General features: G+C 72.3%; 22 protein-coding genes and 2 pseudogenes. 3 read left to right on the top strand and 21 right to left on the bottom strand.

Annotated elements, in window-relative coordinates; translation table 11 throughout:
* Positions 1 to 329: 329 nt before the first annotated feature.
* The 9 genes and pseudogenes from IEY61_RS09290 to IEY61_RS09260 all read right to left on the bottom strand — a co-directional run bounded on the left by IEY61_RS09290 (position 330) and on the right by IEY61_RS09260 (position 8,350).
* Positions 330 to 1,007 carry a regulatory protein RecX gene (locus IEY61_RS09290; protein ID WP_189042577.1) on the bottom strand — a complete coding sequence of 226 codons (678 nt, stop codon included), beginning with the start codon at positions 1,005 to 1,007 and terminating at the stop codon, positions 330 to 332.
* 8 nt (positions 1,008 to 1,015) lie between these two features.
* Positions 1,016 to 1,516: a hypothetical protein gene (locus IEY61_RS31955; RefSeq protein ID WP_269742610.1), complete on the bottom strand. Its 501-nt coding sequence runs from the start codon at positions 1,514 to 1,516 to the stop codon at positions 1,016 to 1,018.
* Positions 1,517 to 1,687: 171 nt separating this feature from the next.
* Positions 1,688 to 2,263 (bottom strand): annotated as a pseudogene (locus tag IEY61_RS31950) (LAGLIDADG endonuclease); the annotation flags it as partial.
* 39 nt (positions 2,264 to 2,302) lie between these two features.
* Positions 2,303 to 3,154 (bottom strand): annotated as a pseudogene (recA, locus tag IEY61_RS31945) (recombinase RecA); the annotation flags it as partial.
* A gap of 185 nt (positions 3,155 to 3,339) precedes the next feature.
* Complete coding sequence (locus IEY61_RS09280) at positions 3,340 to 3,540, bottom strand: DUF3046 domain-containing protein (RefSeq protein WP_189042573.1); 201 nt, start codon at positions 3,538 to 3,540, stop codon at positions 3,340 to 3,342.
* A 4-nt stretch (positions 3,541 to 3,544) separates the two neighbouring features.
* Positions 3,545 to 4,867, bottom strand: a complete 1,323-nt coding sequence (locus IEY61_RS09275) for an MFS transporter (protein WP_189042571.1) — start codon at positions 4,865 to 4,867, stop codon at positions 3,545 to 3,547.
* Positions 4,868 to 4,937: 70 nt separating this feature from the next.
* Complete coding sequence (locus IEY61_RS09270) at positions 4,938 to 6,077, bottom strand: acyl-CoA dehydrogenase family protein (RefSeq protein WP_189042569.1); 1,140 nt, start codon at positions 6,075 to 6,077, stop codon at positions 4,938 to 4,940.
* Positions 6,078 to 6,157: 80 nt separating this feature from the next.
* Positions 6,158 to 6,853, bottom strand: coding sequence for a UdgX family uracil-DNA binding protein (locus IEY61_RS09265; protein WP_189042567.1), 696 nt, complete (start codon positions 6,851 to 6,853; stop codon positions 6,158 to 6,160).
* Between the two features lie 156 nt (positions 6,854 to 7,009).
* Complete coding sequence (locus IEY61_RS09260; RefSeq protein WP_189042565.1) at positions 7,010 to 8,350, bottom strand: aminotransferase class I/II-fold pyridoxal phosphate-dependent enzyme; 1,341 nt, start codon at positions 8,348 to 8,350, stop codon at positions 7,010 to 7,012.
* 33 nt (positions 8,351 to 8,383) lie between these two features.
* On the opposite strand from IEY61_RS09260, the gene IEY61_RS09255 reads away from it, so the two are divergent.
* Together IEY61_RS09255 and leuE are read left to right on the top strand one after the other, a co-directional pair.
* Positions 8,384 to 9,628, top strand: a complete 1,245-nt coding sequence (locus IEY61_RS09255; RefSeq protein WP_189042563.1) for a bifunctional pyridoxamine 5'-phosphate oxidase family protein/GNAT family N-acetyltransferase — start codon at positions 8,384 to 8,386, stop codon at positions 9,626 to 9,628.
* Positions 9,625 to 10,287 carry a leucine efflux protein LeuE gene (gene leuE / locus IEY61_RS09250; protein WP_189042561.1) on the top strand — a complete coding sequence of 221 codons (663 nt, stop codon included), beginning with the start codon at positions 9,625 to 9,627 and terminating at the stop codon, positions 10,285 to 10,287. The genes IEY61_RS09255 and leuE overlap by 4 nt, the downstream gene beginning before the upstream one ends.
* Before the next feature lie 4 nt (positions 10,288 to 10,291).
* Here leuE and IEY61_RS09245 read toward each other — a convergent pair whose 3' ends face one another.
* The 10 genes from IEY61_RS09245 to IEY61_RS09200 all read right to left on the bottom strand — a co-directional run bounded on the left by IEY61_RS09245 (position 10,292) and on the right by IEY61_RS09200 (position 20,350).
* A complete protein-coding gene (locus tag IEY61_RS09245) occupies positions 10,292 to 11,206 on the bottom strand; it encodes a sporulation protein (RefSeq protein ID WP_189042559.1) in 915 nt (304 codons plus the stop codon).
* Between the two features lie 11 nt (positions 11,207 to 11,217).
* A complete protein-coding gene (locus tag IEY61_RS09240; RefSeq protein WP_189042557.1) occupies positions 11,218 to 12,285 on the bottom strand; it encodes a hemolysin family protein in 1,068 nt (355 codons plus the stop codon).
* Positions 12,282 to 13,634, bottom strand: a complete 1,353-nt coding sequence (locus IEY61_RS09235; RefSeq protein WP_189042555.1) for a hemolysin family protein — start codon at positions 13,632 to 13,634, stop codon at positions 12,282 to 12,284. Before IEY61_RS09235 ends, IEY61_RS09240 begins: the two co-directional genes overlap by 4 nt.
* Positions 13,635 to 13,803: 169 nt before the next feature.
* Positions 13,804 to 14,139 carry a monovalent cation/H(+) antiporter subunit G gene (mnhG, locus tag IEY61_RS09230; RefSeq protein WP_189042929.1) on the bottom strand — a complete coding sequence of 112 codons (336 nt, stop codon included), beginning with the start codon at positions 14,137 to 14,139 and terminating at the stop codon, positions 13,804 to 13,806.
* Positions 14,140 to 14,198: 59 nt separating this feature from the next.
* On the bottom strand, positions 14,199 to 14,462 hold the full coding sequence (locus tag IEY61_RS09225; RefSeq protein WP_189042553.1) for an MrpF/PhaF family protein: 264 nt from the start codon (positions 14,460 to 14,462) through the stop codon (positions 14,199 to 14,201).
* The gene (locus IEY61_RS09220; protein ID WP_189042552.1) at positions 14,459 to 15,037 is read right to left on the bottom strand and encodes a Na+/H+ antiporter subunit E; all 579 of its coding nucleotides are present in this window, start codon (positions 15,035 to 15,037) and stop codon (positions 14,459 to 14,461) included. The genes IEY61_RS09225 and IEY61_RS09220 overlap by 4 nt, the downstream gene beginning before the upstream one ends.
* Positions 15,034 to 16,536, bottom strand: a complete 1,503-nt coding sequence (locus IEY61_RS09215; RefSeq protein ID WP_189042550.1) for a Na+/H+ antiporter subunit D — start codon at positions 16,534 to 16,536, stop codon at positions 15,034 to 15,036. Before IEY61_RS09215 ends, IEY61_RS09220 begins: the two co-directional genes overlap by 4 nt.
* Positions 16,533 to 17,006, bottom strand: a complete 474-nt coding sequence (locus tag IEY61_RS09210) for a Na(+)/H(+) antiporter subunit C (RefSeq protein ID WP_189042547.1) — start codon at positions 17,004 to 17,006, stop codon at positions 16,533 to 16,535. Before IEY61_RS09210 ends, IEY61_RS09215 begins: the two co-directional genes overlap by 4 nt.
* On the bottom strand, positions 17,003 to 19,834 hold the full coding sequence (locus tag IEY61_RS09205) for a Na+/H+ antiporter subunit A (RefSeq protein ID WP_189042545.1): 2,832 nt from the start codon (positions 19,832 to 19,834) through the stop codon (positions 17,003 to 17,005). Before IEY61_RS09205 ends, IEY61_RS09210 begins: the two co-directional genes overlap by 4 nt.
* Before the next feature lie 162 nt (positions 19,835 to 19,996).
* Complete coding sequence (locus IEY61_RS09200; protein WP_189042543.1) at positions 19,997 to 20,350, bottom strand: hypothetical protein; 354 nt, start codon at positions 20,348 to 20,350, stop codon at positions 19,997 to 19,999.
* Between the two features lie 177 nt (positions 20,351 to 20,527).
* Here IEY61_RS09200 and IEY61_RS09195 point away from each other — a divergent pair, with 177 nt between their 5' ends.
* Positions 20,528 to 25,099 carry an ATP-dependent helicase gene (locus tag IEY61_RS09195; RefSeq protein WP_229705787.1) on the top strand — a complete coding sequence of 1,524 codons (4,572 nt, stop codon included), beginning with the start codon at positions 20,528 to 20,530 and terminating at the stop codon, positions 25,097 to 25,099.
* 84 nt (positions 25,100 to 25,183) lie between these two features.
* Here IEY61_RS09195 and IEY61_RS09190 read toward each other — a convergent pair whose 3' ends face one another.
* Both IEY61_RS09190 and IEY61_RS32110 read right to left on the bottom strand, forming a co-directional pair.
* Positions 25,184 to 25,822, bottom strand: a complete 639-nt coding sequence (locus IEY61_RS09190) for a hypothetical protein (protein ID WP_189042541.1) — start codon at positions 25,820 to 25,822, stop codon at positions 25,184 to 25,186.
* A gap of 122 nt (positions 25,823 to 25,944) precedes the next feature.
* Positions 25,945 to 26,142 (bottom strand): zinc ribbon domain-containing protein (locus IEY61_RS32110; RefSeq protein WP_189042539.1); only part of this gene is annotated, 198 nt, incomplete at its 5' end.

The following is a 26,142-nucleotide window of genomic DNA, read 5'->3' as shown; positions in this document are numbered from 1 at the left end:
GAGCGCCGACGGGCCGGCTGAAGGTGTCCTGCCGGCACCGGACCGGCCTGTCCGGAGCTGGCGTCAGGCCGATGGAGCTGGCCAAAGTGATGCTGTCTTGTTACGCGTTCTATGTTGTGCGCTTAGCCTGCGCTTGGTCGGGCAATGTGAGCCTTTATGGCGAGGCTAGGTCTCCGACGGGCTCCGGTCAAGAAGTCATGATCAAACCACCCGGACGGAGAGAAGTTGAGTCGTCACACACCGCCAACGAAGAGTCGGACGCCCAGGGACAAACAAGGCGGCTACGCGGGCCGAAGCTCTCCCACGCGACCCGCGCCGACGCGCGAGTCTCAGCGGAGACCCTCCTCCTCGGCGTCGGCCAGCGCGTCGGCGTCGATCTGCTCGGCGAACTCGGCCGCCTCGGCGCTCTGCTCCGCCAGCGCCTCCTTCACCGCCCGAATGGCCACCCCCGGCGGATAGCCCTTGCGGGCCAGCATGCCGACCAGCCGCCGGAACACCGCGTCCGGCTCACCCCGGGCGGTACGCAGCTTCCGCCGAACCAGGGCCAGCGCGGTCTCCGCCTCGGTGGTCTCGTCCAACTCGCCGAGCGCCTCGCTGGCGGTGTCGCCGTCCACTCCGCGCTGGCGCAACTCGTTGGCCAGCGCGCGGCGGGCCAGCCCTCGGCCGGCGTGCCGGCTGGTCACCCAGGCCCGGGCGAACGCGGCGTCGTCGATGATCCCGACCTCGTCGTACCGGTCGAGAACCTCGCTCGCGGTCTCCTCGGAGATGCCCCGCCGGGCCAGCGCGGCAGCCAACTCGGCCCGGGTACGTGGGCGGACCGAAAGCTGCCGCAGGCAGATCTCCCGGGCCACCTCACCCTCGTCACGCGGGGCCGGCCCCGCGCCCCCGTCCTCGCCCGGGTCGGTCTCGCTCGCCGAGGAGCGGCGACGGGGACGCGGCGTGCTGTCGCCCGCACGGGACGGACTGGCATCCCAGCCCCGCCCCGTGCGGGCACGTCGTCCAGCCACGGGTCAGATCAGAAGTCGACCGGCGGCAACTCTGGCCCACCGGCGGCGTCGCCCGCGCCGACCCCGACGCCGAGCTTCTCCAGGATCTTCTTCTCGATCTCGGCGGCCACGTCCGGGTTTTCCCGGAGGAACTCGCGGGCCTTCTCCTTGCCCTGGCCGAGCTGGTCACCCTCGTAGGTGTACCAGGCACCGGACTTGCGGATGATCGACTGCTCGACGCCGACGTCGATCAGCGAGCCCTCGCGGGAGATGCCCTTGCCGTACATGATGTCGAACTCGGCCTGCTTGAACGGTGAGGCCACCTTGTTCTTCACGACCTTGACCCGAGTGCGGTTACCGACCACATCGGTGCCGTCCTTCAGGCTCTCGATGCGCCGCACATCGAGCCGGACCGAAGCGTAGAACTTCAACGCCCGCCCACCCGTGGTCGTCTCAGGGCTGTTGTGCACCATGACCCCGTCCACGAAGTAGTTGTGGTTGCCCTCCACCTCAATGTCGAATCGGTTCATCGAACGGGTTTTCGGCTTGACCCGCACGTCGATAATCCGGGCCGGCACCGGCGTGATCTCTGCTGGGACGAACTGCGGCTCGACGGAGCATTGGCCTTGGAAACGCGGCAGCAACTTGGACGCCATCGCAGCCGGCACATACGGAGCGATCAGCGCCTGAAACCTCGCCGATGATTCCGTCGTGAACATGATCGAAGCCGTCTGCCGGGTGCCACGAGACACCAGCTTCACGTCCATGCCGTACACGTCACGCAGATGCTCGACCAGACGGTTGCGGCTGCCCTCCGCCATCGCCTCGACGCAGATCTCAATCCGGCCGGAGCCGCCTGCCGTACGCTTCTGCAGGCCCTTGGACCGGAGCGTGAAGCACCCGTCGTCCATGTACCACACGGCGAGAGCCAGAGGGGTCAGCGCCTTGAGATAATCCCAGCTGAGGTGCTTCTTGCCATCGCCCAGGTAAACCGCGCGGCGCAGCTCGTCCAACTCGGGCAGTGGGGTGAAGTCGACGAAGGCCGCGCCCCGTGTGTCGGTACGCCGCGAGTGGCCGATGTTGCCGAGCAGCGACACCTTCCAGTCGAGGTAGTCGACCTGCTGTGCGCCGTGGCCGAGGCGGAAGCGGACACCGGATCGGTCCCGGCGGTTCGGCGAAAGGGCGCCATCGCCCATCAACGAACCGAGCACGACCTGCCACTGCTGCTCACTGAGACGTCGTGACTCGGCAAGCATCACCCGGTCACCAGCGATCAACTCGCCCGCCTCCCGCCAGCCACCAGGCGTACGGATCAGGTGGTTGGCGGTGGCGGCGAACTGGGCTCGACCATTCCCGCCCGACTTGGCGACGGTGAACTGAAGGAACTGCTCCGCCGGGCCGTTGTTGAACCAATTGGTGATCCGCTTCGGCTCCACCCGGTCAGTGTCCGGGTTGTAGGAGAGAACCTCGACATCCATCCGCTGGTTGACGATCTTGCCGATTTTCTCCTGCGTGCCGTCAGCCAGGGTGACCCTGGTCGAGTACGACATGCATCCGAACATCACACCGATTTTTTCTCGCAACTGGTTGATGAAGATCGCGGTGGTGCCGGTGTTGTTGAGCACACCGGTGATCTTCCGCAGCGCCTGGCTCATCAGCCGGGCCTGAAGACCCACGTGGCTGTCGCCCATCTCGCCCTCGATCTCGGCGCGCGGCACCAGGGCGGCGACCGAGTCGATCACGATGATGTCCAGCGCGCCGGAGCGGACCAGCATGTCCGCGATCTCCAACGCCTGCTCGCCGGTGTCGGGCTGGGAGACCAGCAGGGCGTCGGTGTCGACGCCGAGGGCCCGGGCGTACTCCGGGTCGAGCGCGTGCTCGGCGTCGATGAAGGCGGCGATGCCGCCGTTGCGCTGGGCGTTGGCCACGGCGTGCAGGGCGACCGTAGTTTTCCCGCTGCTCTCCGGGCCGTATACCTCCACCACCCGGCCGCGGGGCAGGCCGCCCACGCCGAGCGCGACGTCGAGCGCGATGGAGCCGGTGGGGATCACCGCGGTCTGCACGACCGGCCGTTCCCCCAGGCGCATCACCGAGCCCTTGCCGAACTGTTTGTCGATCTGAGCGAGAGCAAGGTCGAGCGCCTTCTCCCGGTCAGGTCCTGCTGCCATCGTTGCCACCCCTGCCTTCGCCGGCGTCTTTCCTGAGCTTCGCGTCACGCGGAACACGCTAGGCGCTGGGTCCGACAGAAAACCAGCCGGCCGGCCGTGGCCTGTGGACGAGCACCCCGCTGTGGACAATAGCCGAACAGGTGTACGAGTCGGCAAGAGACACGCGGAAGTAGCGAATCGGCTGCTCAGCGTAGCCGGGTGGGGACCCGGTCGGGGTAGGCGGCGACCACCGCTCGCCACACCACGTGCGTCTCCTCACCGGCCGCGAGGGCCTGCTCGATGGTCCGCCCGTCGAGCTGTGACAGCACCTGGTCGCTGGCGATGCTGGCCGCGTACCCCGGCCCGAACGCCTCCTCCAGTCGCGTCCAGAAGTCGGTCAGCCGCACGTGATCAGTCCTCCTCGCCCGCCGCGCCCACCGGTCGCAACGCTAGCGCCAGCAGGGGCATCACCGCGATCGCGGCGAGCAGGGTCAGCACCGGATAGCCGGACAGCTGCACGACAAACCCGCTGAGCGCGCCGGCCAGCGCCCCGGCGCACCCCATGACCAGGTCGGAGAGGCCCTGCGCCTGGGGTCGCACCGCGTCGGGTACCGACTCCGACAGCAGGGTGGAGCCGGCCACCATGGTCGCCGACCAGCCCAGCCCGAGCAGCACCAGCCCGACGGTGAGGCGGGGGGTGTGGTGCCCGGCGGTGCCGGCGACCGCGCAGGCGGCGAGCAGGGTGCCGATGCCGCCGAGGATGACCGGGCGGCGGCCGAGTCGGTCGGTGAGCCAGCCGATCACGGGCGCCAGCGCGTACATGCCGGCGATGTGCAGGCTCAGCACCAGCCCGACGACCGGCAGCACCTTCTCGACCGGGTGGTACTCCCGCAGGTGCACGGGGGTCATCGCCATCACCGCCACCATCGCCAGATGCCCCACTGCCACGGTGGCGATGCCGAGCCGGGCGGCCGGTCGGGCGCGTACCACCGACCAGGCGGCGCGCATGCCGGCGCCGCGCCGGGCGGGCGGAGCCGGCACCGTGAGCGGCTCGGCCGCCGTCGGAGCGTCGGCGGGCGGGATCGGGGCCGCGAGCCGGCGCGCGGTGAGCAGCGGGTCGGGCCGCAGGCACAGTTGGAGTACGCCGGCGGCGAGCACGAAGGCGACGGCGCTGAACGCGAATGGGCCGGAGAGTGCCGGCAGTCCCCAACCGCGGGTGGTGTGGTCGGCGAGGGCGGCGAAGTTCGGGGCGGCCACCGCGCCGATGGTGGTGGCCCAGACGATCAGGGACAGTTGTCGGGCCCGGCGGTTCGGTTCGGCGAGGTCGACCGCCGCGTAGCGGGCCTGGAGGTTGGCGGTGGAGCCGCCGCCGAAGAGCAGCATGCCGGCGAAGAGCAGCGGGACCGATCGGGTCGCCGCGGCCAGCACGATCAGCATGGCGCCCAAGGTGCCCACGCCGTACGCGAAGGCCAGGCCGGGTCGGCGGCCGTGGCCGATGGTGATGTGGGTGACCGGCACGGCGAGCAGCGCACCGCCGACCACGGCGGCGCTCTGTGCCAGGCCGGCCACTGCGGTGCCGGCGATCTCGGCGGCGAGCAGCGCCCCGACGGCGATGCCGATGGTCACTCCGATGCCGCCGACGATCTGGGTGGTGAAGAGCAGGCGCAGGGTACGCCGCTGGATGCGTGCGGCGTCGGGGTGCGCCGGTGCGGGGGTCGTCAGGTCGGTCGCCAACGGGCATGCTCCTTGGTGCGGGGTGACTCATCCTCTCGCTTCCGGCCGGTGTCCGCGGCCCGGTTTTTCGTCACAGCCCGAGGCCGCGTCCGATGATCTCCTTCATGATCTCGGTGGTGCCGCCGTAGATGGTCTGCACCCGGCCGTCGAGCCAGGCCTTGGCCACCGGGTGTTCCAGCATGAAGCCGTAGCCGCCGTGCAGTTGCACGCAGCGGTCGGCGACCCGGTTCTGCAGTTCGGTGGTCCACCATTTGGCCTTGGCGGCGTCGGTCACCGACAACCGGCCGGCGTTGAACTCGGTGATGCAGTGGTTGAGGAAGGTCCGCGCGATGGTGACCTCGGTGTCCAGTTCGGCCAGGAGGAACCGGTTGTGCTGGAATGTGCCGATCGGCCGGCCGAACGCCTCCCGGGTGCGCGCGTGTTCGAGGGTGAGCGTGAGCAGTTTCTCGGTGGCGGCGACCGCGGCGACGGCGATGCTCAGCCGTTCCCGGGGCAGGTTGGCCATCAGGTGGTAGAAGCCGTGGTTCTCGGTGCCGATGAGGTTCTTCGCCGGTACCCGGCAGTCGTCGAAGAAGAGTTCGGCGGTGTCGTTGGCTTTCAGTCCGACCTTGGCCAGCCGCTGGCCTCGGGTGAAGCCGGGGGTGCCGGTCTCGACCGCGATCAGGCTGACCCCGTGCGCGCCCCGGTCGGCGGTGCGTGCGACCACGATGACGAGGTCGGCGAGTTCGCCGTTGGTGATGAATGTTTTCTGCCCGTTGAGCAGGTAGCTGTCACCGTCGCGGACGGCGTTGGTGCGGATGCCGGCCAGGTCGGAGCCGGCGCCCGGTTCGCTCATCGCGATGGCGGTGACCAGGTCGCCGGAGCAGAATCCGGGCAGCCAGCGGGTGCGCTGCTCGTCGGTGGTCAGTTCGGTGAGGTATGGCGCGACCACGTCGTTGTGCAGGCCGAAGCCGAGCCCGGAGCAGCCGGCGGTCACGATTTCCTCGACCAGGACGGCGTTGTACCGGAAGTCCTGTTGCCCGCCTCCGCCGTACGTCTCGTCGACGTCGATGCCGAGCAGTCCGGCGGCGCCGGCGGCACGCCACACGTCGCGGTCGACGATGCCGTCGGTCTCCCAGCGGTCGTGGTGCGGCACGGCCTCGCGGGTGAGGAACCGGCGGCACAGGTCGCGGAACGCGTCGTGGTCCGGTTCGTACAGGTGCTGCTGCATGGCGGCAAGTGTGGCACCGGGCACCCGGGCCGGCCCAGCGGCGTCCGTCGGTCGCCGCCGGGCCGCGTGGACGGTGGCTGTCAGCGGCTGAGGGCGCGGGCGACGATGGTGAGGTCGGCGACCAGCCCGTCGTACGCGATGTCCTGGTTGTCGGCGCGGAGCACGGCGGACGGGTGGATGGTGGCCAGCAGTTGGGCCGGTGGCGCGTCGGCGGTGCGTCCGGTGCTGTCCACCGGCACCCGCTGGAAGTCCTCGGGGTGTTGCGCGGCGGCCGGCCAGGGCAGCAGTTCCCCGCGTTGGCGGGTGACCCGGAACGCCGGGCCGAGCAGGGCTTTCGCGGCGGTCGCCCCGAGCACCACGACGACCTCCGGGTGCAGCTGGGCGAACTCGGCGACCAGCCAGGGTCGGCAGGCGGTGATGTGCACCCGGTCCGGGGTCTGGTGGATGCGTCGTTTTCCGCGCAGTTCGAAGCGGAAGTGCTTCACCGCGTTGGTGAGGTAGATGTGTCCCGGGTCCAGTCCCGCGTCGTCGACCGCCTTGCGCAGCAGCCGGCCGGCGGGTCCGACGAAGGGCAGCCCTTTCTGGTCCTCCATGTCGCCGGGCTGTTCGCCGACGAAGACCACCCGGGCGGTGGCGTCGCCTCGGCCGAAGACGGTCTGTGAGGCGGCGCGGTACAGCTCGCAGCCCTGGCAGCCGGTGGCGGCGGCACGCAGGTCGTCGAGGGTGTCGGCCTGCGGCGGGATGAACCGCTGGGCGCCGGGCGCGGTCTCGGTCATGCCACTGTTCTACCCGTCCCATCCCCGCCCTCGCCCCAAGCCCCGCCGATCTTGCACTTACGGTCGCCGATATACGGAGTATGCCCCGATTCATCCCGACCAAAAGTGCAAGATCGACGAGGCGGGGGTGGGGACGAGGCGGGGACGAGGCGGGGGTCAGGCGGTGAGGGTGGGGGGTGGGGTGGGATGGGCGGCGCGGGTGAGGGCATCGGCCAGGGCGGGCAGTTCCGGCTCGTCCAGGGGGCTGATGGTGATCCGCAGGCCGGGTCCGGCGGCGGTGCGGTACAGCGCTCCGGGGGCGACCAGCCAGCCGGCGTCGCGCAGCACGGTCGCGGCGACGGTCTCGTCGGTGACCGGCACCCAGACGTTGATCCCGCTCCGACCGTGTGCGGCCAGGCCGCGTTCGGTCAGGGCGTCGACCAGCGCGTTCCGCCGCCGTTCGTAGCTGTCCGCCGCCCGGTCGATCAGCGCGGTCACCGCCGGGTCGCGCCAGAGGGAGAGCACCAGTCGTTGCAGCACGGTGGAGACCCAGCCGGCGCCGACCCGGGAGCGGCCGGCCACCCGGGCCACCGTGGTTTCGTCGCCGGCCAGTACGGCCAGGCGCAGGTCGGGCCCGTAGGGCTTGCTGACCGAGCGGATCAGGGCCCAGTGGGTGGTCGCGCCGGCGAGCGGGTGCAGGGGTACGCGGGCCAGTTCGGCGGCGTGGTCGTCCTCGATGAGCAGCAGGTCGGCGTACCCGGCGAGCAGGGTACGCAGCGCGGCGGCCCGGTCTGCGGAGAGCGCGGCGCCGGTGGGGTTCTGAGCGCGGCTGGTCACGATCAGCGCTCGGGCTCCGGCGGCGAGCGCGGCGGCCACTCCGGCGACCAGTGGGCCGTCGTCGTCGACCGGTACGCCGATCGGCCGTAGGCCGAGTGCGGCGATGAGGTCGAGTTGGTTGGCCCAGCCCGGATCCTCGACCGCGACCGCGTCCCCGGGGCGCAGGTGGGCGCCGAGCAGCCGCTCGATGCCGTCCAGCGCGCCGCCGGCGAGCGCCAGTTCGGCGGCGGGCACGCCGTCGGCGACGAGCCGGTCGCGGGCGGCCTCGGCGAATTCGGGCAGCGTTCCGGCGTCGGAGTAGCTGATCGCCGCGCTGGCGGTGTCGGCGAGCGCGGCCAGGTGCGGGCCGAGTGGTGGGAGCAGTCGTGGATCGGGTTCGCCCTGGGACAGGTCGCGCAGGCCGGGGGCGGGTGGCGGGCGCAGGGCCGCGCGGCGGGCGGCGACCGGGGGACGTGGGCGTACCCGGGTACCGTGCCGGCCGGCGGTGACGATGAGTCCGCGTTGGCGCAGCTCGGCGTAGGCGCGGGAGACGGTGGCCGGGCTGACGGCCAGGTCGGCGGCGAGCGCGCGCACCGGCGGCAACGGGTCGCCGGGGGCGAGGGCGGCGCGGCGGATGCCGGACTCGATGCTGACCGAAATCTCGGCGGCTGTCGCACCGGTCACCTGATATCGTGCTGACACAAACAGGAGATTGTACTAGAACAAAGGTGGAGCATGTACGCGCAGACCGCCCGCACCACCGCCAGCCGCTCGCGCGACCGGATGAGCTACGACCGGGACGCCGCGCACGCCGTGCTCGACGAGGCGTACCACTGCGCGCTCGGGTTCACCGTGGACGGTGAACCACGCGTACTGCCCACCCTGCACGTGCGCATCGGCGACACGCTCTACCTGCACGGCTCCACCGGCAGCCGGCCACTGCTGGCCGCCCGGGGTGACGGGTTGCCGATCTGCGTGTCGGTCACCCTGCTCGACGGGCTGGTGTACGCCCGCTCGCACTTCCACCACAGCGCCAACTACCGGTCGGTGGTCGCGCACGGCACCGCCCACCTGGTCACCGACCCGGGTGAACGGGCCGAGGTCTTCACCGCCCTGGTGGAGAAGGTCGGCGCCGGCCGCGCGGCGGAGAGCCGCCCACCGAGCCGGCGGGAACTGGCCGAGACCGCCCTGCTGGCACTGCCGCTGCACGAGGTGTCGGTCCGCGCCCGCACCGGCGGCGTCCGCGACGAACCCGCCGACCTGGCGCTGCCGCACTGGGCGGGGGTGGTCCCGCTACGGCTGACCGCCGGGCCGCCGGAGCCCGACGCCGGGGTCACCGCACCGGTGCCGGGGTACCTGCGGCCGGCCCGCACGCCGTGGCACGAGCCGGTGGTGCTGCGCGGCGCGCACGTGCTGCTGGAACCGCTGGACCTCACGCACGCCGACGCCCTCCACGCGGCCACCGCCGACCCGGAGGTCTGGCGGTACCTGTCCGCGCCCCCGCCGGCCGACGCCGTGGCGATGCGGGGCATCCTCGCCGCGGCGCTGGCCGCGCAGCACCGCGGCGAGCGGGTCGCCTGGGCGCAACGCTGCGCGACGACCGGTGCGATCGTCGGCAGCACCTCCTATTACGAGATCGACCCCGAGCGACGGTCGGTGGCGCTCGGGCACACCTTCCTCGGCCGGCCGTGGTGGGGTACCGGCCTCAACACCGAGGCCAAGCTGCTGCTGCTCGGCCGGGCCTTCGGCGAGCTCGGCGCGGTGCGGGTGGTCTGGCACACCGACATCCGCAACGAACGCTCGCAGCGGGCCATCGAGCGGCTCGGCGCGACCCGGGAGGGGGTGCTGCGGATGCACCTGCTGCGCCCCGACGGCTCGTGGCGGGACACCGTGCAGTATTCGATGACCGTTGACGAGTGGCCGAAGGCACAGATCAGGCTCCGGGAAAGGCTTCGCGCGCCGGCGCCGGCGGCCGGATGATGTCGGGCGTGCTGGGGATCACCGACATCTGGACGTACGTGCTGGGCACCGTGGCCATCGTGCTGCTGCCCGGACCCAATTCGCTGTTCGTCCTCTCCACCGCCGCCCGCCGGGGCGTGCGCACCGGTTACCGGGCCGCGGGTGGGGTGTTCGTCGGCGACGGGGTGCTCATGTTCCTCTCCGCCGCCGGGGTGGCGTCGCTGCTCAGGGCGTACCCTCCGGCCTTCCTGGTGATCAAGTACGCGGGCGCCGCGTACCTGGGCTATGTGGGGTTGACCATGCTGCGCGGGGCCTGGCGGCGCTGGCGCGACCGCAACGACCCGGCCACGCCGCGGTTGATCGACGCCGCGGAGCCGGCGGCGATACGCAGCCCGTTCCGCAAGGCCCTCATGATCAGCCTGTTGAACCCGAAGGCGATCCTGTTCTTCGTCTCGTTCTTCATCCAGTTCGTCGACCCGACCTACCCGTGGCCGGCGCTGTCCTTCCTGCTGCTCGGCCTGATCGCGCAGGTGGCCAGCGCGCTCTACCTGACCGCGCTGATCTTCGCGGGCACGTCCCTGGCCGCCCAGTTCGGCCGGCGCCGCCGGCTCGCCGCCGGCGCCACCTCCGCCGTCGGCGCGCTCTTCATCGGCTTCGGTCTCAAGCTCGCCCAGGGGTGAGGAATCAGGTGCCGTCGCCGCCACCGCCGCCACTGCCGCCCGCCGCGCCGTCGGGGCCGAAACCGGGCTGGAGCTCGTCGGGCGGGCGGCTGACGTGGGCCGACTCGGTGATGGTGGCCGACCAGTCGGCGTGGGCCGCCGCGGCGGCGTGCCGGTTGATCGTCTCGCGCAGCCAGCCGTCCACGGTCGCCACCCAGTCCCGCTGGTCGGCACCGGCGTGCCAGACCCGGAACCGGCTGATGCTGGTGTGGGTGATCCCGGCCAGCGCCAACCGGCGGTCGCACCAGAGGATCACCTCGAGACCCGCGGAGTTGGCCACGAAGATCACTTCCAGTTCGGTGATCGGCCCGGCGTAGAGCGGCCCGACCCAGAAACCCCAGCGTTGGTGCAGCGGCAGGGTCTGCTCCACCCCGGGCAGCCGACCGTCGACCAGACCGGCCTGACGCACGCTGAAGCCGAGGGTGGCCAGGGCGGCCAGCACGTACTGCTGGGTGGGCAGCGGATGCACGAAGATCGGCACCATGGCGCCCTGGTCCAGCGCGGGCTCGATGGCCACCTCCGTCCGCAGCCCCATGCGCAGGCTCAGCAGCGGTACGCCGCCGAACGTCGTCAGCGGCGTTTCCCAGGGCAGCGAGAAGTGGAACGCAATCGAGCGGGCCCGGCCGGCGCGCAGCACCAGGGCATCGGCCACCTGTGCCTGGTGGAACTGCACCAGCCGGCGGGGCGCCTCCGGATCGTCCGGCTCGACCTGGCTGACCAGGCCGAGCCGGACGTGGTAGACCGGCACGTCGACGGAACCGGCCACGAGGGTCACCCGCCCGGGCAGCCGCAGACCGGGACGGGTGCTGGGGTTGGTCACGGCGGTGTGCACCGTCAGGCCTGTACCGCCCGACTCCGGTGACACCCCCGTCAACCGCACCCGCGTCGCTCCTACCTCAGGCGGCGCACCGCGCGCGGAACCGTGTCGGTCTCGTCGTCGAACTCCCCGATGACCTCCTCCAGCAGGTCCTCCAGCGCGACGAAACCGACCGGGCGGGTCGGGCCGCCGCCGTTGCGCACCAGCGCGAGCTGGGACTGGCGGGCGCGCATCACGGCCACCGCCTCGGTCACGGTGGCCGTGCCGGGCAGCGTGATCGCCTCGTTCATCAGGTCCACCGCCCGGGCGTCGGGACGGGTGGCGGTGGCCCGCACCGCCTCCCGTACGTGCACCAGGCCGCAGACGTCACCGGCGGCGTCCAGCACCGCCAGCCGCGAGCGGCCGCTGTCCCGGCTGATCTGCTCGATCCGGTCGGCCGGTTCGTTCCGCCGCACCGTCACCATCCGGTCGAACGGCTCCATCACCTGGGCGACCGTGGTCTGCTGCAACGCCAACATGCTGGTCAGCATCTCGTGCTGGGCGGCGCCGAGCAGCCCGTGCTCGCGGGACTGCTCCAGCAGCATCCGCAACTCGTCCGGGCCGTGCACCTGGGCGAGCTGGTTCTGCGGCTTCACCTTTGCCAGTCGCAGAAGCACGTTGGCCACCGCGTTGAGGACCGACAGCACCGGCCGGGACACCCGGGCGAAGGCCCGGAAGGGCAGGGCCAGCAGCAACGCGGAGCGCTCCGGGTGGGTGATCGCCCAGGACTTCGGCGCCATCTCGCCGACCACCAGGTGCAGGAAGGTGACCAGGCTCAGCGCGAAGATCAGCGCGATCACGTGGCTGGCGCCGTGCGGCAGGCCGACCGCGTGCAGCAGTGGGCTGAGCAGGCGTTCGATCGCCGGTTCGGCCAGGGCGCCGAGGCCGAGCGTGCACAGCGTGATGCCGAGTTGCGCGCCGGCGAGCATCAGCGACAGCTCGCGTGCGCCGTCCAGCGCGGCACGGGCCGCCCGCCCGCCGCCGGTCGCCGCCTGCTCCAGGCGGTATCGCTTGCTCGCCACCAGGGCGAACTCGGCGGCGACGAAGAACCCGTTGAGCGCCAACAGGACCACCGAGGTGATCAGCGCGAGCCCGGTGCTCATGCCGTCACCTCTTCCCGCCCGCCGGTCACCTCGAGGCGTACCGAGTCGGCCACGTGCCGGTCGACCGCGAGCACCTCGACGAGCGCGCGCGGCGGGACGTCGCCGTTGTCACCGTCGGCCGGCAGGCTGATCTCCAGCCGGTCACCGACCTCGGGCACCCGGCCCAGCTCCCGCATGACCAGCCCGGAGAGGGTGTCGTACTCGGGGTGTTCGGGCAGCTCGATGCCGGTGCTGTCGGCGACCTCGTCGATCCGCCACCGGGCCGGCACCACCCAGGAGCCGTCCTCCTGCCGCGCCGGGGCGCGCTCCGGCGGGTCGTCCTCGTCGCGGATCGGGCCGACCAGTTCCTCGGCGATGTCCTCCAGCGTGATCACGCCGGCGAAACCGCCGTACTCGTCGACCACGCAGGCGAGCTGCCGGTGCCCGGATCGGAGTCGGTCCAGCACCGTGGGCAGCGGCAGCGTCTCGGGCACCAGCAGCGGTGGTACGGCCACCGCGCTGACCGGCATGGTGGCGCGCTCGGCCGGGGGCACCCCGAGCACGTCGGCGATGCCGATCACGCCGACCAGGTCGTCGACGCCTTCGGCACCCCGTACGGGGAAGCGGGAGCGGCCGGTGTCGAGCAGTTCGACCACCCGGCTGATCGGCTCGTCCGCCCGGACGGTGTGCACGTCCACCCGCGGCACCATGGCCTCGCCGGCGGTCAGCTGGCGGAAGTCCAGCCCTCGGTCCAGCAGTTCGGACATCTCGGCGTCGAGGTGCCCCTCCAGCCGGGACTCGGCGATGATCTGCTCCAGGTCCTCTGGGGTGGCGCCGCTGGGCAGTTCCTCGATCGGCTCGATGCCGACGCGACGCAGCAGCCGCACCGCGGCCCGGTCGAACAGCTTGATCGCCGGGCCGGCGACCGCCAGGTAGATGATGGTGGACCGGGCCAGCGCCCGGGCGACCTGCTCGGGGCGGGCGATGGCCAGGTTCTTCGGAGCCAGCTCGCCCACCACCATCTGCACGACGGTGGCGATGACCAGGGCCAGCGCGATCGACAGCGGCAGGCTGACGGCGGTGGAGACGCCGGCGACGCCGAGCAGCTCGGCCAGGCCGCCACCGAGGTAGGGCTCCGCGAAGTAGCCGACGAGCAGGGCGGTGACGGTGATACCGAGCTGCGCGCCGGAGAGCATGAACGACAGCCGTCCGGTCACCTCCAGCGCGCGGGCGGCAGCCTGGTCGCCCTCGGCGGCGAGCTGCTTCAGTTTGCCCCGGTCCACGGCGACATAGCCGAACTCCTGCGCGACGAAGTACCCCGTCGCGACCGTCAAAACGATGATCAGAGAAAGACCAACGAGGATCAACACGGGAGTTTCAGGGCTCCCGGGGTCGTCGGGTCGTACGCATGCCGGGGCTTACCCGGCTGGCTACTGCTGCCCTCCTGGGCAGAAGAGTCGATCATCCCGCCATTCTACCGGCGGGCCAGCAGGAAGGGGATGGTGTGGGGCGACGGGCCTCCCTTCCCACCAGGGCGGATCAGGGCTCGGCCAACTCGTCGACGTCGAGCAGACGCCGGTCCACCCGTCCGCTGCGGTACGCGGCCCGGCCGACCATCTGCGCGGCGACCGGGGCGGTGGCCAACTGGAAGATCCCGACCAGGGCGATCATGCCGAGATCGGAGAGAGTACGCAGCCGCAGGGACAACCCGAGCAGCAGGAGCAGTACGCCCAGCACCTGTGGCTTGGTGGCCGCGTGCATCCGGCTCAGCGTGTCCGGGAAGCGCAGTACCCCAATCGCGGCGGCCAGGCTCAGCAGCGCGCCGGCCACCAGGCTGACGGCCCCCAGCCAGTCCGCGACGGCAATCGGCGACAGCGCCCAGTCGACGGCGACCGGCTGTCCGGGGGCGAGCGGCCCGGTGCCGGCCGGCGGCGTCACCGCTTCTCCGGGGCGGCGAAACGGACCAGCGACACCGCGCCGACGAAGCCGAGCAGGGCGAGCACCACCAGCACCGGCAGCGTGGTGGCGTGCCGGTTGATCGCCGCCTCGGCACCGACCGCGCCGATCATGGTGGCCAGCAGCATGTCCGCGGCGACCACCCGGTCCACCAGCGCTGGACCTCGGTAGAGCCGCACGAGGGCGAGCAGGGCGGTCAGCGACAGCAGCCCGGCGATGACCACGGTGAGCAGATGGTTCACGGCAACTCCTTGTCGACGGGTACGGAGCGCACCTGGCGCAGCTCGGCCGCCGAGCCGACCGCGGCGATGATCCGCCGCTCCAGGAGGCGGATCTCCTTCCGGGCGGTGGCGATGTCGGCGGGGGCGCGTACGTCGAGCACGTGCACGTAGAGCACCCCGCCATTCCGGTCCACGTCCACGATCAACGTGCCGGGCACCAACGACACCGCTTCGGCGGTGAGGGTCAGGTTGAGGTCGGTGGGCACGAGCAGCCGTACCGCGATGATGGCCGAGCGGGGCGTGTAGCCCGGTTGCATTCCGATCCGGGCCACGTGCAAGCTCGCCCAGACCAGTTCGACGACGAACCGTCCGGCGAACATCAGCAGGCCGCGCAGTCGCAGCCGACCGTCGAAGGTCACCGCGGGAAGCGGGAAGAACACCAGCACCGCCGCGGCGGCCAGCAGCCCGCCCAGCAGATTCCCCCAGCTGATGTCGCCCCACAAGAGCAACCAGATCAGCACCAGCCCGCCGACCGCGATCCACTGCTCGCGCCACCGGCGTACCCGGGCCCGCAGGCCCTGCCCCGGGCCGGTCACGGCCGCCCGCCCGGCAGCACGGCGTGGATGTAGGGGGTGCGCTCGTGCAGGTCGACCGCCGCGCCCGTGGTCACGTCGAACAGCGGACCCGCCACGACGGTAAGGCCCACCCCGAGCGCGACCAGCGCCACGGTGGCGCCGACCATCAACGTGGGCAGCGGGACGGTCGACGCGACGGCCGGACCGGGTGCCCGCCAGAAGGCGATGCTCCACACCCGGCTGGCCACGTAGAGGGTGAGCAGGCTGGTCAGCGTGCCGAGGGCGACCAGGATCCAGGGCAGTGGACCGCCGGCCGCCACACCGGCCTGGAGCAGTCCGAGCTTGCCGAGGAAGCCGGAGAACGGTGGGATGCCGGCGAGGTTCATCGCCGAGACGAAGAAGAGCACCCCGAGCAGCGGTTTGATCCGGGCGAGGCCGCCCAGCTGGCGCAGGTCGGTGCTGCCGGTCTTCTCCTCGACCAGGCCGGTGACCAGGAACAGGGCGGTCTGGATGGTGATGTGGTGGACCACGTAGAAGATGGCCCCGACCAGCCCGGCGACCGTGCTGAGTCCGATCCCGAAGATCATGTAACCGATGTGGCTGACCAGGGTGAACGAGAGCAGTCGCTTCAGGTCCGACTGGGCCACCGCGCCGAGGATGCCGACCAGCATGGTCAGTCCGGCCACCACCAGCAGCAGCGCGGCGGCGCGCGGTCCGGGGAAGAGCAGGGTCTGGGTACGGATGATCGCGTACACCCCGACCTTGGTGAGCAGGCCGGCGAAGACGGCGGTCACCGGGGCGGGCGCGGTCGGGTAGCTGTCGGGCAGCCAGGCCGACAGCGGGAAGACCGCCGCCTTGATGCCGAAGGCCACCAGCAGCATCAGTTGCAGACTCAGCCGTAACCCGTCGGGCAGCGCGTCCAGCCGGTGGGCGAGGTGGGCGAGGTTGAGCGTGCCGGTGGCCGCGTAGACCAGGCCCACCGAGATCAGAAAGATCATCGAGGCGAGGATGTTGACCACCACGTACGTCGAGCCGGTGCGGATGCGCAGCGGGGTGCCGTTCAGGGTGATCAGGACGAAGCTCGCGGCGAGCAGCATCTCGAAGCCGACGAAGAGGTTGAACAGGTCACCGGCGAGGAACGCGTTGGTCACACCGGCGGTCAGCACCAGGTAGGTCGGGTGGAAGATGGCCACCGGAGTGTTCTCGCTGGCATCCGACTGCCCCTGGCCGATCGAGTACAGCAGCACGCAGAGGGTCACCGCCGAGGAGACCACCAGCATCAGCGCCGCCAGTTGGTCGGCGACCAGGACGATGCCGACCGGCGCGGGCCAGCCGCCGATCTCGATCACCAGCGGCCCGTGCCGGTACGTCCGCACCAGCAGCACCGCCGCCACCGCCAGGGTGGCGGCCAGGCAGGCCACGCTGACCACCCGTTGGGGCCGGTCCCGCGTCGCCAGCAGCAGGGTCAGCGCCGCGCCCAGCAGCGGCAGCAGCACCGGCAGGGCCACGAGGGCGTTCATTCCGGCCCCTCCCCCCGGTGGGGCCGGCGGGGTGCCGGGGCGTCGACCTGCTCGGAGTCGGAATCGGCGCGTTCGTCGCTGAGGTCGGCGGTGGAGACCTCCTTTGCCGCGGCGCGGCGCACGATCTGCTGGTCCTCCAGGTCGTCGGGCACGTCGTCGTCGCCGGTCAGATACCAGCTGCGATAGCTGATCGCCAGCAGGAAGGCGGTGAACCCAAAGGTGATCACGATGGCGGTGAGCACCATGGCCTGCGGCAGCGCGTCGCTCATCGCCCCCGTCCCGGGGACCCCGACCACCGGCGCGCGACCGGACCGACCACCAAAGATGATCAGCAGGTTGACCCCGTTGCCGGCCATGACGATGCCGAGCAGCACGCGGATCAGGCTGCGCTCCAGCAGCAGGGTCACCCCGCAGCCGACGAGCACGCCGATCGCGACGAAGGACACCAGATTGGCGCCGGAGGCACTCACCGGGCCTCCCCTCGCGGGTCGGATCCGCCGCCGGCCTGGTAGCTCGCCTCGATGTGCCGGTCCACCTCGGCGCCGAGGCTGCGCAGCACGTCCAGCGCCAGGCCGATCACCACCAGGTACACGCCGATGTCGAAGAAGAGCGAGGTGACCAGATAGAAGTTCCCGATCAGTGGCAGCCAGAGATCGATCTTCGCGCTGCCCAGCACGACCCCGCCGATCAGCAGCGAGAGCACCCCGCTGCCGGCCGCGACCGCGAGCCCGAGGCCGAGCACGGTGCCGGCGCCGATCGGCGCGGCCTCGGCCAGTTCCTGACGGCCACCGGCGAGGTAGCGCATGGTCAGCGCCAGGCTGGCCACCAGACCGCCGGCGAAGCCGCCGCCGGGCGCGTTGTGCCCGGAGAAGAGCAGGTAGAAGGAGAAGAGCACGGCGATGTGGAAGATCAGCCGGGTGATCACCTCGAGCACGAGCGAGCGCTGTCGCTCGCTCAGGGTGGTGCCGCCGCGCAGCCAGACCGGCCGGCCGGCGAAGGTCTCCTGCTGGCCCGCGCCCAGCCGACGGGGGCGAGGTCCGATCCGGGAGCCCAGGAAGATCAGGCTGGCCACCCCGGTGGCGGCCGCCACCAGCACCGTCAACTCCCCCAACGTGTCCCAGGCCCGGATGTCGACCAGGGTCACGTTGACCACGTTGCGGCCGTGCCCCTGCTCGACGGCCAGTTGGGGAAACTGCTCGGAGATGGAGGGCTCGCGCCGGCCGGTGGTGGCGGCCACCGCGAGCCCGGCGACCGTCGCACCCACCGTCACGCCGATCGCCCGCCGCGCCCAGCGGGCACGACGCAGCGGTCGCACCGAGAACCGTTCCGGCAGGCGACGCAGCACCAGCACGAAGATCGCGATGGTCATGGTCTCCACCAGGAACTGGGTCAGCGCCAGATCGGGGGCGCCATACAGCACGAAGAGCATCGCGGTGCCGTATCCGGTCACGCCGACCAGCAGCATCGCGGTCAGCCGGCGGGAGGCGCCCACGGCGAGCAGGGCGGCGACGCTGATCACCAGCAGCACCACCGGCTGCGCCGGGTTGGCCCACAGCGCGAGTGGCTGCTCCCAGGGCCGCAGCAGCAGCAACGTGCCGCCCGGGACGGCGACCAGCACGATCAGGATCAGGCCGAGGTACTGCGGCAGCGCACCTCGCTGGGTGACGCTGGTGATGTCCACCGCGGCCCGGTCGAAGCGGTGGCTGATCCACTCGTAGCCCTGCAGGCCGGCGACCGGCGAGCGCAGCCGGGCCAGCGCCGGCGCCAGCGGGCCGCGCAACGCGAACAGCACCACCCCGCCCGCCACGGCCAGCGCGGACAGGCCCAGCGCCAGGTTGAGGCCGGGCCACAGAGCCAGGTGTCCGTGGGTCGGGCCGAGGAGTTCGGCGTACGGGCGCAGCAGCCGCTCCAGCCCGCCCGCCGCCGGGCCCGCGACCAGCCCGGCCACTGCCAACAGCGCCGGCGGCACCAGCATCGGCGCGGCGACCCGGCCCAGTTCGGTGGGGGCCACCGCGCGGCGGGTGGCGAACGCGCCCCAGTAGAACCGGATGCTGTACGCGACGGTGAGCGCGGTGCCGGCGACCAGCACCGCCAGGGCCAGCGGCCGGTCGGTGAAGGCGGCGAAGATGGCCTCCTTGGCAACGAAGCCGACCAGCGGTGGCAGGCCCGCCATCGACGCGGCGGCGAGCAGCGCCACCCCGGCCAGGACCGGAGCGGTGCGCCACAGCCCGGACAGCTCACGCAGGTCCCGGGTGCCGGCGCCGTGATCGATCACGCCGACGACCAGGAAGAGCGCCGCCTTGAACAGGGCGTGGGCGAGCAGCATCGCGACACCGGCCAGGGCGGCGTCGGCGGTGCCCGTCCCGACCACCGCCGTCAGCAGGCCCAGCTGACTGAGCGTGCCGTACGCCAGCAGCAGCTTCAGATCGGTCTGCCGGAGCGCGGCCCAGCCACCCACCATCATGGTGGCCAGCCCGGCGACCAGGACGACCGGCCGCCACGGGCCGACCAGGGCGAGCACCGGGGCGAGCAGGCCGAGCAGATAGACGCCGGCCTTCACCATCGCCGCCGCGTGCAGGTACGCGCTCACCGGCGTCGGCGCCGCCATCGCCACCGGCAACCACGAGGTGAACGGCAGCACCGCCGACTTGGACAGCGCCCCGAGCAGGATCAGCAGCACGGCGACAACCAGGTACGCCCCACCCGGCAACGGGCGCCCGACCAGCTCCGACCAGCGGTAGGTGCCGGCGTGGTGACCGAGCATGATGAACCCGACCAGCATGGCCAGGCCGCCGGACGTGGTCACGATCAACGCCTGGGCGGCCGCCAAGCGGCTGGACCGCCGCTCGGTGCTGTGCCCGATCAGCAGGTACGAGAAGACCGTGGTGAGTTCCCAGCAGACGTAGAGCAGCAGCAGGTCGTCGGCGAAGACGAGCCCGAGCATGGCACCGGCGAAGGCCACCATCACCCCGGCGTACCGGGCGGTGCCGACCGCCTCGGGTGGGAAGTACCGCCCGCTGTAGAGCAGCACCAGGGCGCCGACTCCGCCGATCAGCAGCGTCATCAGCCAGGACAGCGTGGTCATCCGCAGGTCCACGTTCAGACCCAGCCGGGGGATCCAGCCGTACGTCTCCACCACCGCGCCCCCGTCGACGACGGCCGGTGTGCGGGCCAGCGCCCAGCCGAACGCCGTGGCCGGCACCAGCGCCAGCGGGAAACAGGCGCGCGGTCCCCACCGACGCACCAGCAGCGGCGCCACGAGGGCCGCCCCGAGGTGCAGGATCAGCAGTACGAGCACGCGCGCTCCCGATCGAGGTGGGCAGGGGGCGCCCCTCGGCGGGTGCACGGCGCCTAGAAGCGATCAGACGCTAGTCGGCGCGCGCTATGGGTTGTTTTCCCGAAAATGACCCACTTTAGCGCTGATCGGGGCGAAACGGCGCGAGCCGCACGCCCTGCACCATCAGAACCGGGGGGCGTGGTCGCCTCGGCCCTCGACCGTGAGGTCGGGCCGGCCGATCCGGAGCGCGGCCCGGTCGACGAGCCGCTGGGCGGCGGTCAGCGAGCGCACCGACAGCAGTCGGCCCCGGCTCTCCCGACGCAGCACGAAGTAGTGCACGGCGACGCGCACCTGCGCACGGTCGGCGGCGCTGGCGCGGGCCGTGGAACGGACCAGCTCACGCAGACAGCCGGCGAGTCGTTCGGCAAGTTCGAGGTCGGGGCCGTGCAGCCCGGCGCGGAGGGCGACGAGTCGGCTGTCGACCTTGCGAATGAGGACGTCGCTGCCGGGCTCAGAGCTGCGCTCCTCGACGACCATCCGACCTCCCCCAGCACGCACCGCATCGCGAGCGAAGTTACTTTATGTTGTGACTCCACAGCAAGCAGTTAAGTAAGACTTAACGGAATCAACGGTCAACTCCGCTGCAATGCCTTGACCGAGTATCCCGCCGGGGGATGGCGGGGCGATGTCGGTGGGCGGGGGCAGGATGGAGTCGTGGCGAATTCCCTCGAAGCATCGCCGGGCGAGGAGGTGCTTTCCCGGTTCGGCGCGGCCACCCGGGAGTGGTTCGGCGCCGCCTTCGCCGCGCCGACGGCGGCACAGGTCGGCGCCTGGGCGGCGGTCGCCGCCGGCCACCACGCCCTCGTCGTGGCGCCGACCGGCTCCGGCAAGACCCTCGCCGCCTTCCTCTGGTCACTGGACCGGCTGGCTCGCGAGCCCGCCCCGACCGACCCCCGGCACCGCTGCCGGGTGCTCTACGTCAGTCCACTCAAGGCGCTCGCGGTCGACGTCGAGCGAAATCTGCGCGCCCCGCTCGCCGGCATCCGGCAGGCCGCCACCCGGCTCGCGCTCACCCCACCGGACATCACCGTCGGCATGCGCACCGGCGACACCCCCGCCGACGAGCGGCGAGCCTTCGCCCGCACCCCGCCGGACATCCTCATCACCACCCCGGAGTCGCTGTTCCTGCTGCTCACCTCAGCCGCGCGGGATTCACTGCGCGGCATCGAGACGGTGATCCTCGACGAGGTGCACGCGGTGGCCGGCACCAAACGCGGCGCCCACCTCGCGGTCTCCCTGGAGCGGCTGGACGAGCTGCTGCCCGCCCCGGCCCAGCGGATCGGGCTCTCCGCGACGGTCCGGCCGATCGACGAATGCGCCCGGTTCCTCGCCGGCACCCGACCGGTCGACGTGGTCGCGCCGGTGAGCGCCAAGACGATCGAGGTGAGCGTCCAGGTCCCGGTGGAGGACATGACCCGCCTCGACGAGCACGCGGCGCCCGAGGACGACCTCGCCGGCCCACGGTCGGCGTCGATCTGGCCGGCGGTGGAGGAACGGGTCTTCGCGCTGGTCCGGGCACACCGGTCGACCATCGTCTTTACCAACTCCCGCCGCAGCGCCGAGCGGCTCTGCGCCCGGTTGAACGAGCTGGCCGCCGAGGAGATCGCCGGGGCACCGGCCGCGGCCGGTCACGCCGGCCGGACCCCGGCGGAGATGATGGCCCAGGCGGGGGCGGTGGCCGGCGCCCCACCGGTGCTCGCCCGCGCGCACCACGGCAGCGTCTCGCGGGAGGAACGCCGACACATCGAGGAGTCGCTCAAGGCGGGTCAGCTGCCCGCCGTGGTCGCCACCTCCAGCCTCGAGCTCGGCATCGACATGGGCGCGGTCGACCTGGTGGTGCAGATCGAGGCCCCGCCGAGCGTGGCCGCCGGCCTGCAACGCGTGGGCCGAGCCGGGCACCAGGTCGGTGCGGTCTCCCGTGGGGTGGTGTTGCCGAAGCATCGCGGTGATCTGCTCTCCTGTGCGGTGGTCGCCGAGCGGATGAGCGACGCCGCGATCGAGGAGCTGCATCATCCCCGCAACCCGCTGGACGTGCTGGCCCAGCAGATCGTCGCGATGGTCGCCCTGGACCAGTGGCGGGTCGGCGACCTGGCCACGATGATCCGCCGCGCCGCGCCCTTCGCCGAGCTGCCCGACTCGGCCCTGCACGCGGTGCTGGACATGCTCTCCGGGCGCTACCCGTCGACCGCCTTCGCCGAACTACGCCCACGCCTGGTCTGGGATCGCACCACCGACGTGTTGACCGGTCGGCCGGGCGCGCAGCGTCTCGCGGTCACCAGTGGCGGCACCATCCCGGATCGGGGCCTGTTCGGCGTGTTCCTGGCCGGCGCGGAACGCGCCGCCCGCGTCGGCGAGCTGGACGAGGAAATGGTCTACGAGTCCCGGGTCGGCGACGTGTTCCTGCTCGGCTCCTCGTCCTGGCGGATCGAGGAGATCACCCCGGACCGGGTGCTGGTCTCCCCCGCCCCCGGTCAGGCGGCCAAGATGCCGTTCTGGAAGGGCGACCAGCCCGGCCGGCCGGTGGAGCTGGGCCGGGCGATCGGGGCCCGGGTCCGTGGCCTGCTGCGGCAGGGCGACGAGGAGGCACTGGCCGGGTTGCGTACCGCCGGGTTGGACGACTGGGCCGCCGGCAACCTGCTGGCGTACCTGCGCGAGCAGCAGGCCGCCACCCGCGCGTTGCCGGACGACCGGACGGTGGTGGTCGAGCGGTTCCGCGACGAGCTGGGCGACTGGCGGCTGGCCGTGCACAGCGTTCTCGGCGCCCGGGTGAACGCACCCTGGGCCCTGGCGATCGGCCGACGGCTCGCCGAACGCTACGGCGTGGACGCCCAGGTGATGCCCGCCGACGACGGCATCGTCGTACGCCTGCCGGACACCGCCGACAGCCCGCCCGGCGCCGACGTGGTGGCCTTCGACCCCGAGGAGATCGCCCAACTGGTCGAGGAGTCGGTCGGCACCTCGGCGCTGTTCGCCGCCCGGTTCCGGGAGTGCGCCGCGCGGGCGTTGCTGCTGCCCCGCCGCGACCCGCGCCGCCGTCAGCCGCTGTGGCAGCAGCGGCAGCGCGCCGCCCAACTGCTCGACGTCGCCCGCGAGTACGCCGATTTCCCGGTCACCCTGGAGGCGGCCCGGGAGTGCCTCCAGGACGTCTTCGACCTGCCCGCCCTGACCCAGATGATGCGTGACCTGGCTGGTCGCCGGGTGCGACTGGTCGAGGTGGAGACGTCTCGGCCGTCGCCGTTCGCCCGGTCGCTGCTCTTCGGTTACGTCGGCGCCTTCCTCTACGAGGGCGACGCCCCGCTCGCCGAGCGTCGGGCCGCGGCGCTGGCGCTGGATTCGGCCCTGCTCGGTGAGTTGCTCGGCCGGGTCGACCTGCGCGAGCTGCTCGACCCGGTGGTGCTCGCCGAGACCGAGCGACAACTGCGCTGGCTGACCCCGCAGCGCCGGCCCCGGGACGCGGAGGACGTGGTCGAGCTGCTGCGCCAGCTCGGCGACCTGAGCACCGACGAGTTGGCCGAGCGGGCAGTGCCGGTCGACTGGCTGACCGACCTGGCCGCCGCCCGGCGGGTGGTACGCGTACGCATCGCCGGGCAGGAGCGCTGGGTGGTCGTGGAAGACGCCGGGCGGCTGCAGGACGCCCTCGGCGTGGCCCTGCCGGTGGGGATCGCCGAGGCGTACCTCGAACCGGTCGCCGACCCGCTCGGCGATCTCGTCGCCCGGTACGCCCGCACCCACGCCCCGTTCACCACGGCCGGCTGCGCCGCACGGTTCGGGCTGGGTGTCTTCGTGGTGGAGCAGGCGCTGCGCCGGCTGGCCGCCACCGGACGGGTGGTTTCCGGCGAGTTCACCCCGGACACGGTCGGCACCCAGTGGTGCGACGCGGAGGTGCTGCGCCTGCTGCGCCGGCGGTCCCTCGCGGCGCTGCGCCGGGAGATCGAGCCGGTGCCGCCCCGGGCGCTGGCCACCTTCCTGCCCCGCTGGCAGCAGGTGGGCTCCGCGGCCCGTGGCGTGGAGGCGGTGGCCGCGACGGTGGAGCAGTTGCAGGGCGTCGCCGTCCCCGCGTCGGCGCTGGAGCGGCTGGTGCTGCCGGCTCGGGTCCCCGACTACTCCCCCGCCCTGCTGGACGAGTTGTGCGCCAGCGGCGAGGTGCTCTGGGCCGGGGCGGGCGCGATCTCCGGCGGGGACGGCTGGGTCAGCCTGGCGTACGCCGACACCGCGCCGCTGCTGCTTCCGCCGCCGGACGAGGCCCTCGCCCGTACACCCCTGCACGACGCCGTGCTGGACGCCCTCGGCGACGGGCAGGCGTTGTTCTTCCGGCCGCTGGCCGACCGGGTCGGCGCCACCGACGACACCGCACTGACCGCCGTCGTCTGGGACCTCGTCTGGGCCGGATATCTCACCAACGACACCCTGGCACCGCTGCGGGCGGTGCTGGGCGGCGGTGGAGCGCACCGGTCCCGGCCGGCCGCCGCGCGCAGCCGTTACCGGCGGCCCGGGCGGGTGGCCCTGCCCAGCCGGGGTGGTCCGCCGAGCGTGGCGGGTCGCTGGTCCCGGCTGCCGGAGCGGGACCTCGACCCGACCCGGCGCGCGGCAGCCCTGGCCGACGTGCTGCTGGAGCGGCACGGGGTGCTCACCCGGGGCGCGGTCATGGCCGAGCAGGTGTCCGGCGGGTTCGCCGCGGTCTATCCGGTGCTGTCCGCGCTGGAGGAACGCGGCGCCGCCCGACGTGGCTACTTCGTCGACGGGCTGGGCGCGGCGCAGTTCGCGGTGCCCGGCGCGGTGGACCGGATCCGGGCGCTGGCCGAGCCGCTGGACGGCGGGCGGGTTCGCGGTGGCCCGGCGGTGGTGCTGGCGGCCACCGACCCGGCCAACCCGTACGGCGCGGCACTGCCCTGGCCCGAACGGGTGGTCGATTCCGGGAACCCGACAACGCCGCCCGGCACCGGTCACCGGGCCGGCCGCAAGGCCGGCGCGCTGGTCGTGCTGGTCGCCGGCGATCTGGTGCTCTACGTCGAACGCGGCGGGCGGACGATCCTCTCCTTCAGCGACGACGTCGACGCCCTGACCACGGCCGGTAAGGCCCTGGCCGACACCGTCGGATCCGGGGCGTTGGGCCCGCTCTCCGTCGAACGCGCCGACGGCGCACCGGTCCGTTCGTCCCCCCTGCACGACGCCCTCACCGCCGCCGGCTTCCGCCCCACCCCCCGCGGCCTCCGCCTCCGCACCTGAGACCTTCGAGTTGATCAAGAAGGTCTCGTCACAGAGACGCCGCTTCCAGGAACTTGTTGATCACGCGAGGCAGGGAGGGGTCGGTCACGGGAGGGTGGTCAGGGCTTTTTCGTAGTGGGAGTGGTTGGGGGGTGGGGCCTGGGGGTAGTTGAGGATCACCGTGCGGCTGCGGTAGGCGGCCCTGCCCCAGCGGTCGGCCAACTCGGCGGCGCTGATCTCGTCGGGGAAGACGTACACCGCGACCTGGTCGGTGACGACCAACTCCGAACAGCCCAGCCCCAACCCGTCGGGTCCGCAGTCGACCGACCGGTCCCGGAGGTTGGTCGCCTTGAGCCCGGCGGCCCGGAAGGCCGCGACGACCTCCCGCGCGCCGGGTGCACCGGGCGGACGGGGCGGCAGTTGCACCGGGGGAGGGTCGGGCGGTCGCCAACGGGTGGTGCCGCCGGTGTCGACGCTGGCCGACGGCTCGGTGGTCCGGGCCCGGATGGACGGTGCGCCGGAGGGCGTGGTCGCATCGGCGGGCGGCACGGCGGGACCCGTCATCGTGGTCGACGGGGCGGGGCCGACGGCGGACGCGCCGACGCTCGGGGTCGCCGGTGCGACAGCGGCCGACGGGGTGGCCGGTGCAACGACCGCCGGCGGCCGGGCCGGCTCACCGGCGCAGGCGCCGACCACGGCCAGGGTCGTGAGCAGGACGACGGCGGACGGGATTCGACACCTCACCCCTGGCAGTCTGCTCGCCCGACCAGGTCGCCGAAAGCAGCCGAGCCGTCACGGGCGCTGTCGCGTATCCGCCTTCCGTCCACCCGGGTCGTAGCATGCGATGCTTTGACTTCCTCTCCCGCCTAAAGGCGGGGGGTTCCCACCCTCGCGGATGGGAGTTCCTGGTTCATCGCAGACCGCACGGAAGGAGAGCCTTCGTGTCTGACGTCCGCTCCGCAGGCGTTTTTCGTCTCCACCAGCCCGGCGGCGACGGCGATGTTCTTGGCGGCGTTGATGTCCCGATCATGTCGGGTGCCGCAGGTCGGACACGACCAACGCCG

This window comes from Micromonospora sonchi (genome assembly GCF_014646235.1).
GTDB lineage: Bacteria > Actinomycetota > Actinomycetes > Mycobacteriales > Micromonosporaceae > Micromonospora > Micromonospora sonchi.
Note: the sequence above shows the minus strand (reverse complement) of the source record. Positions and strands in the feature narration are given on the sequence as shown.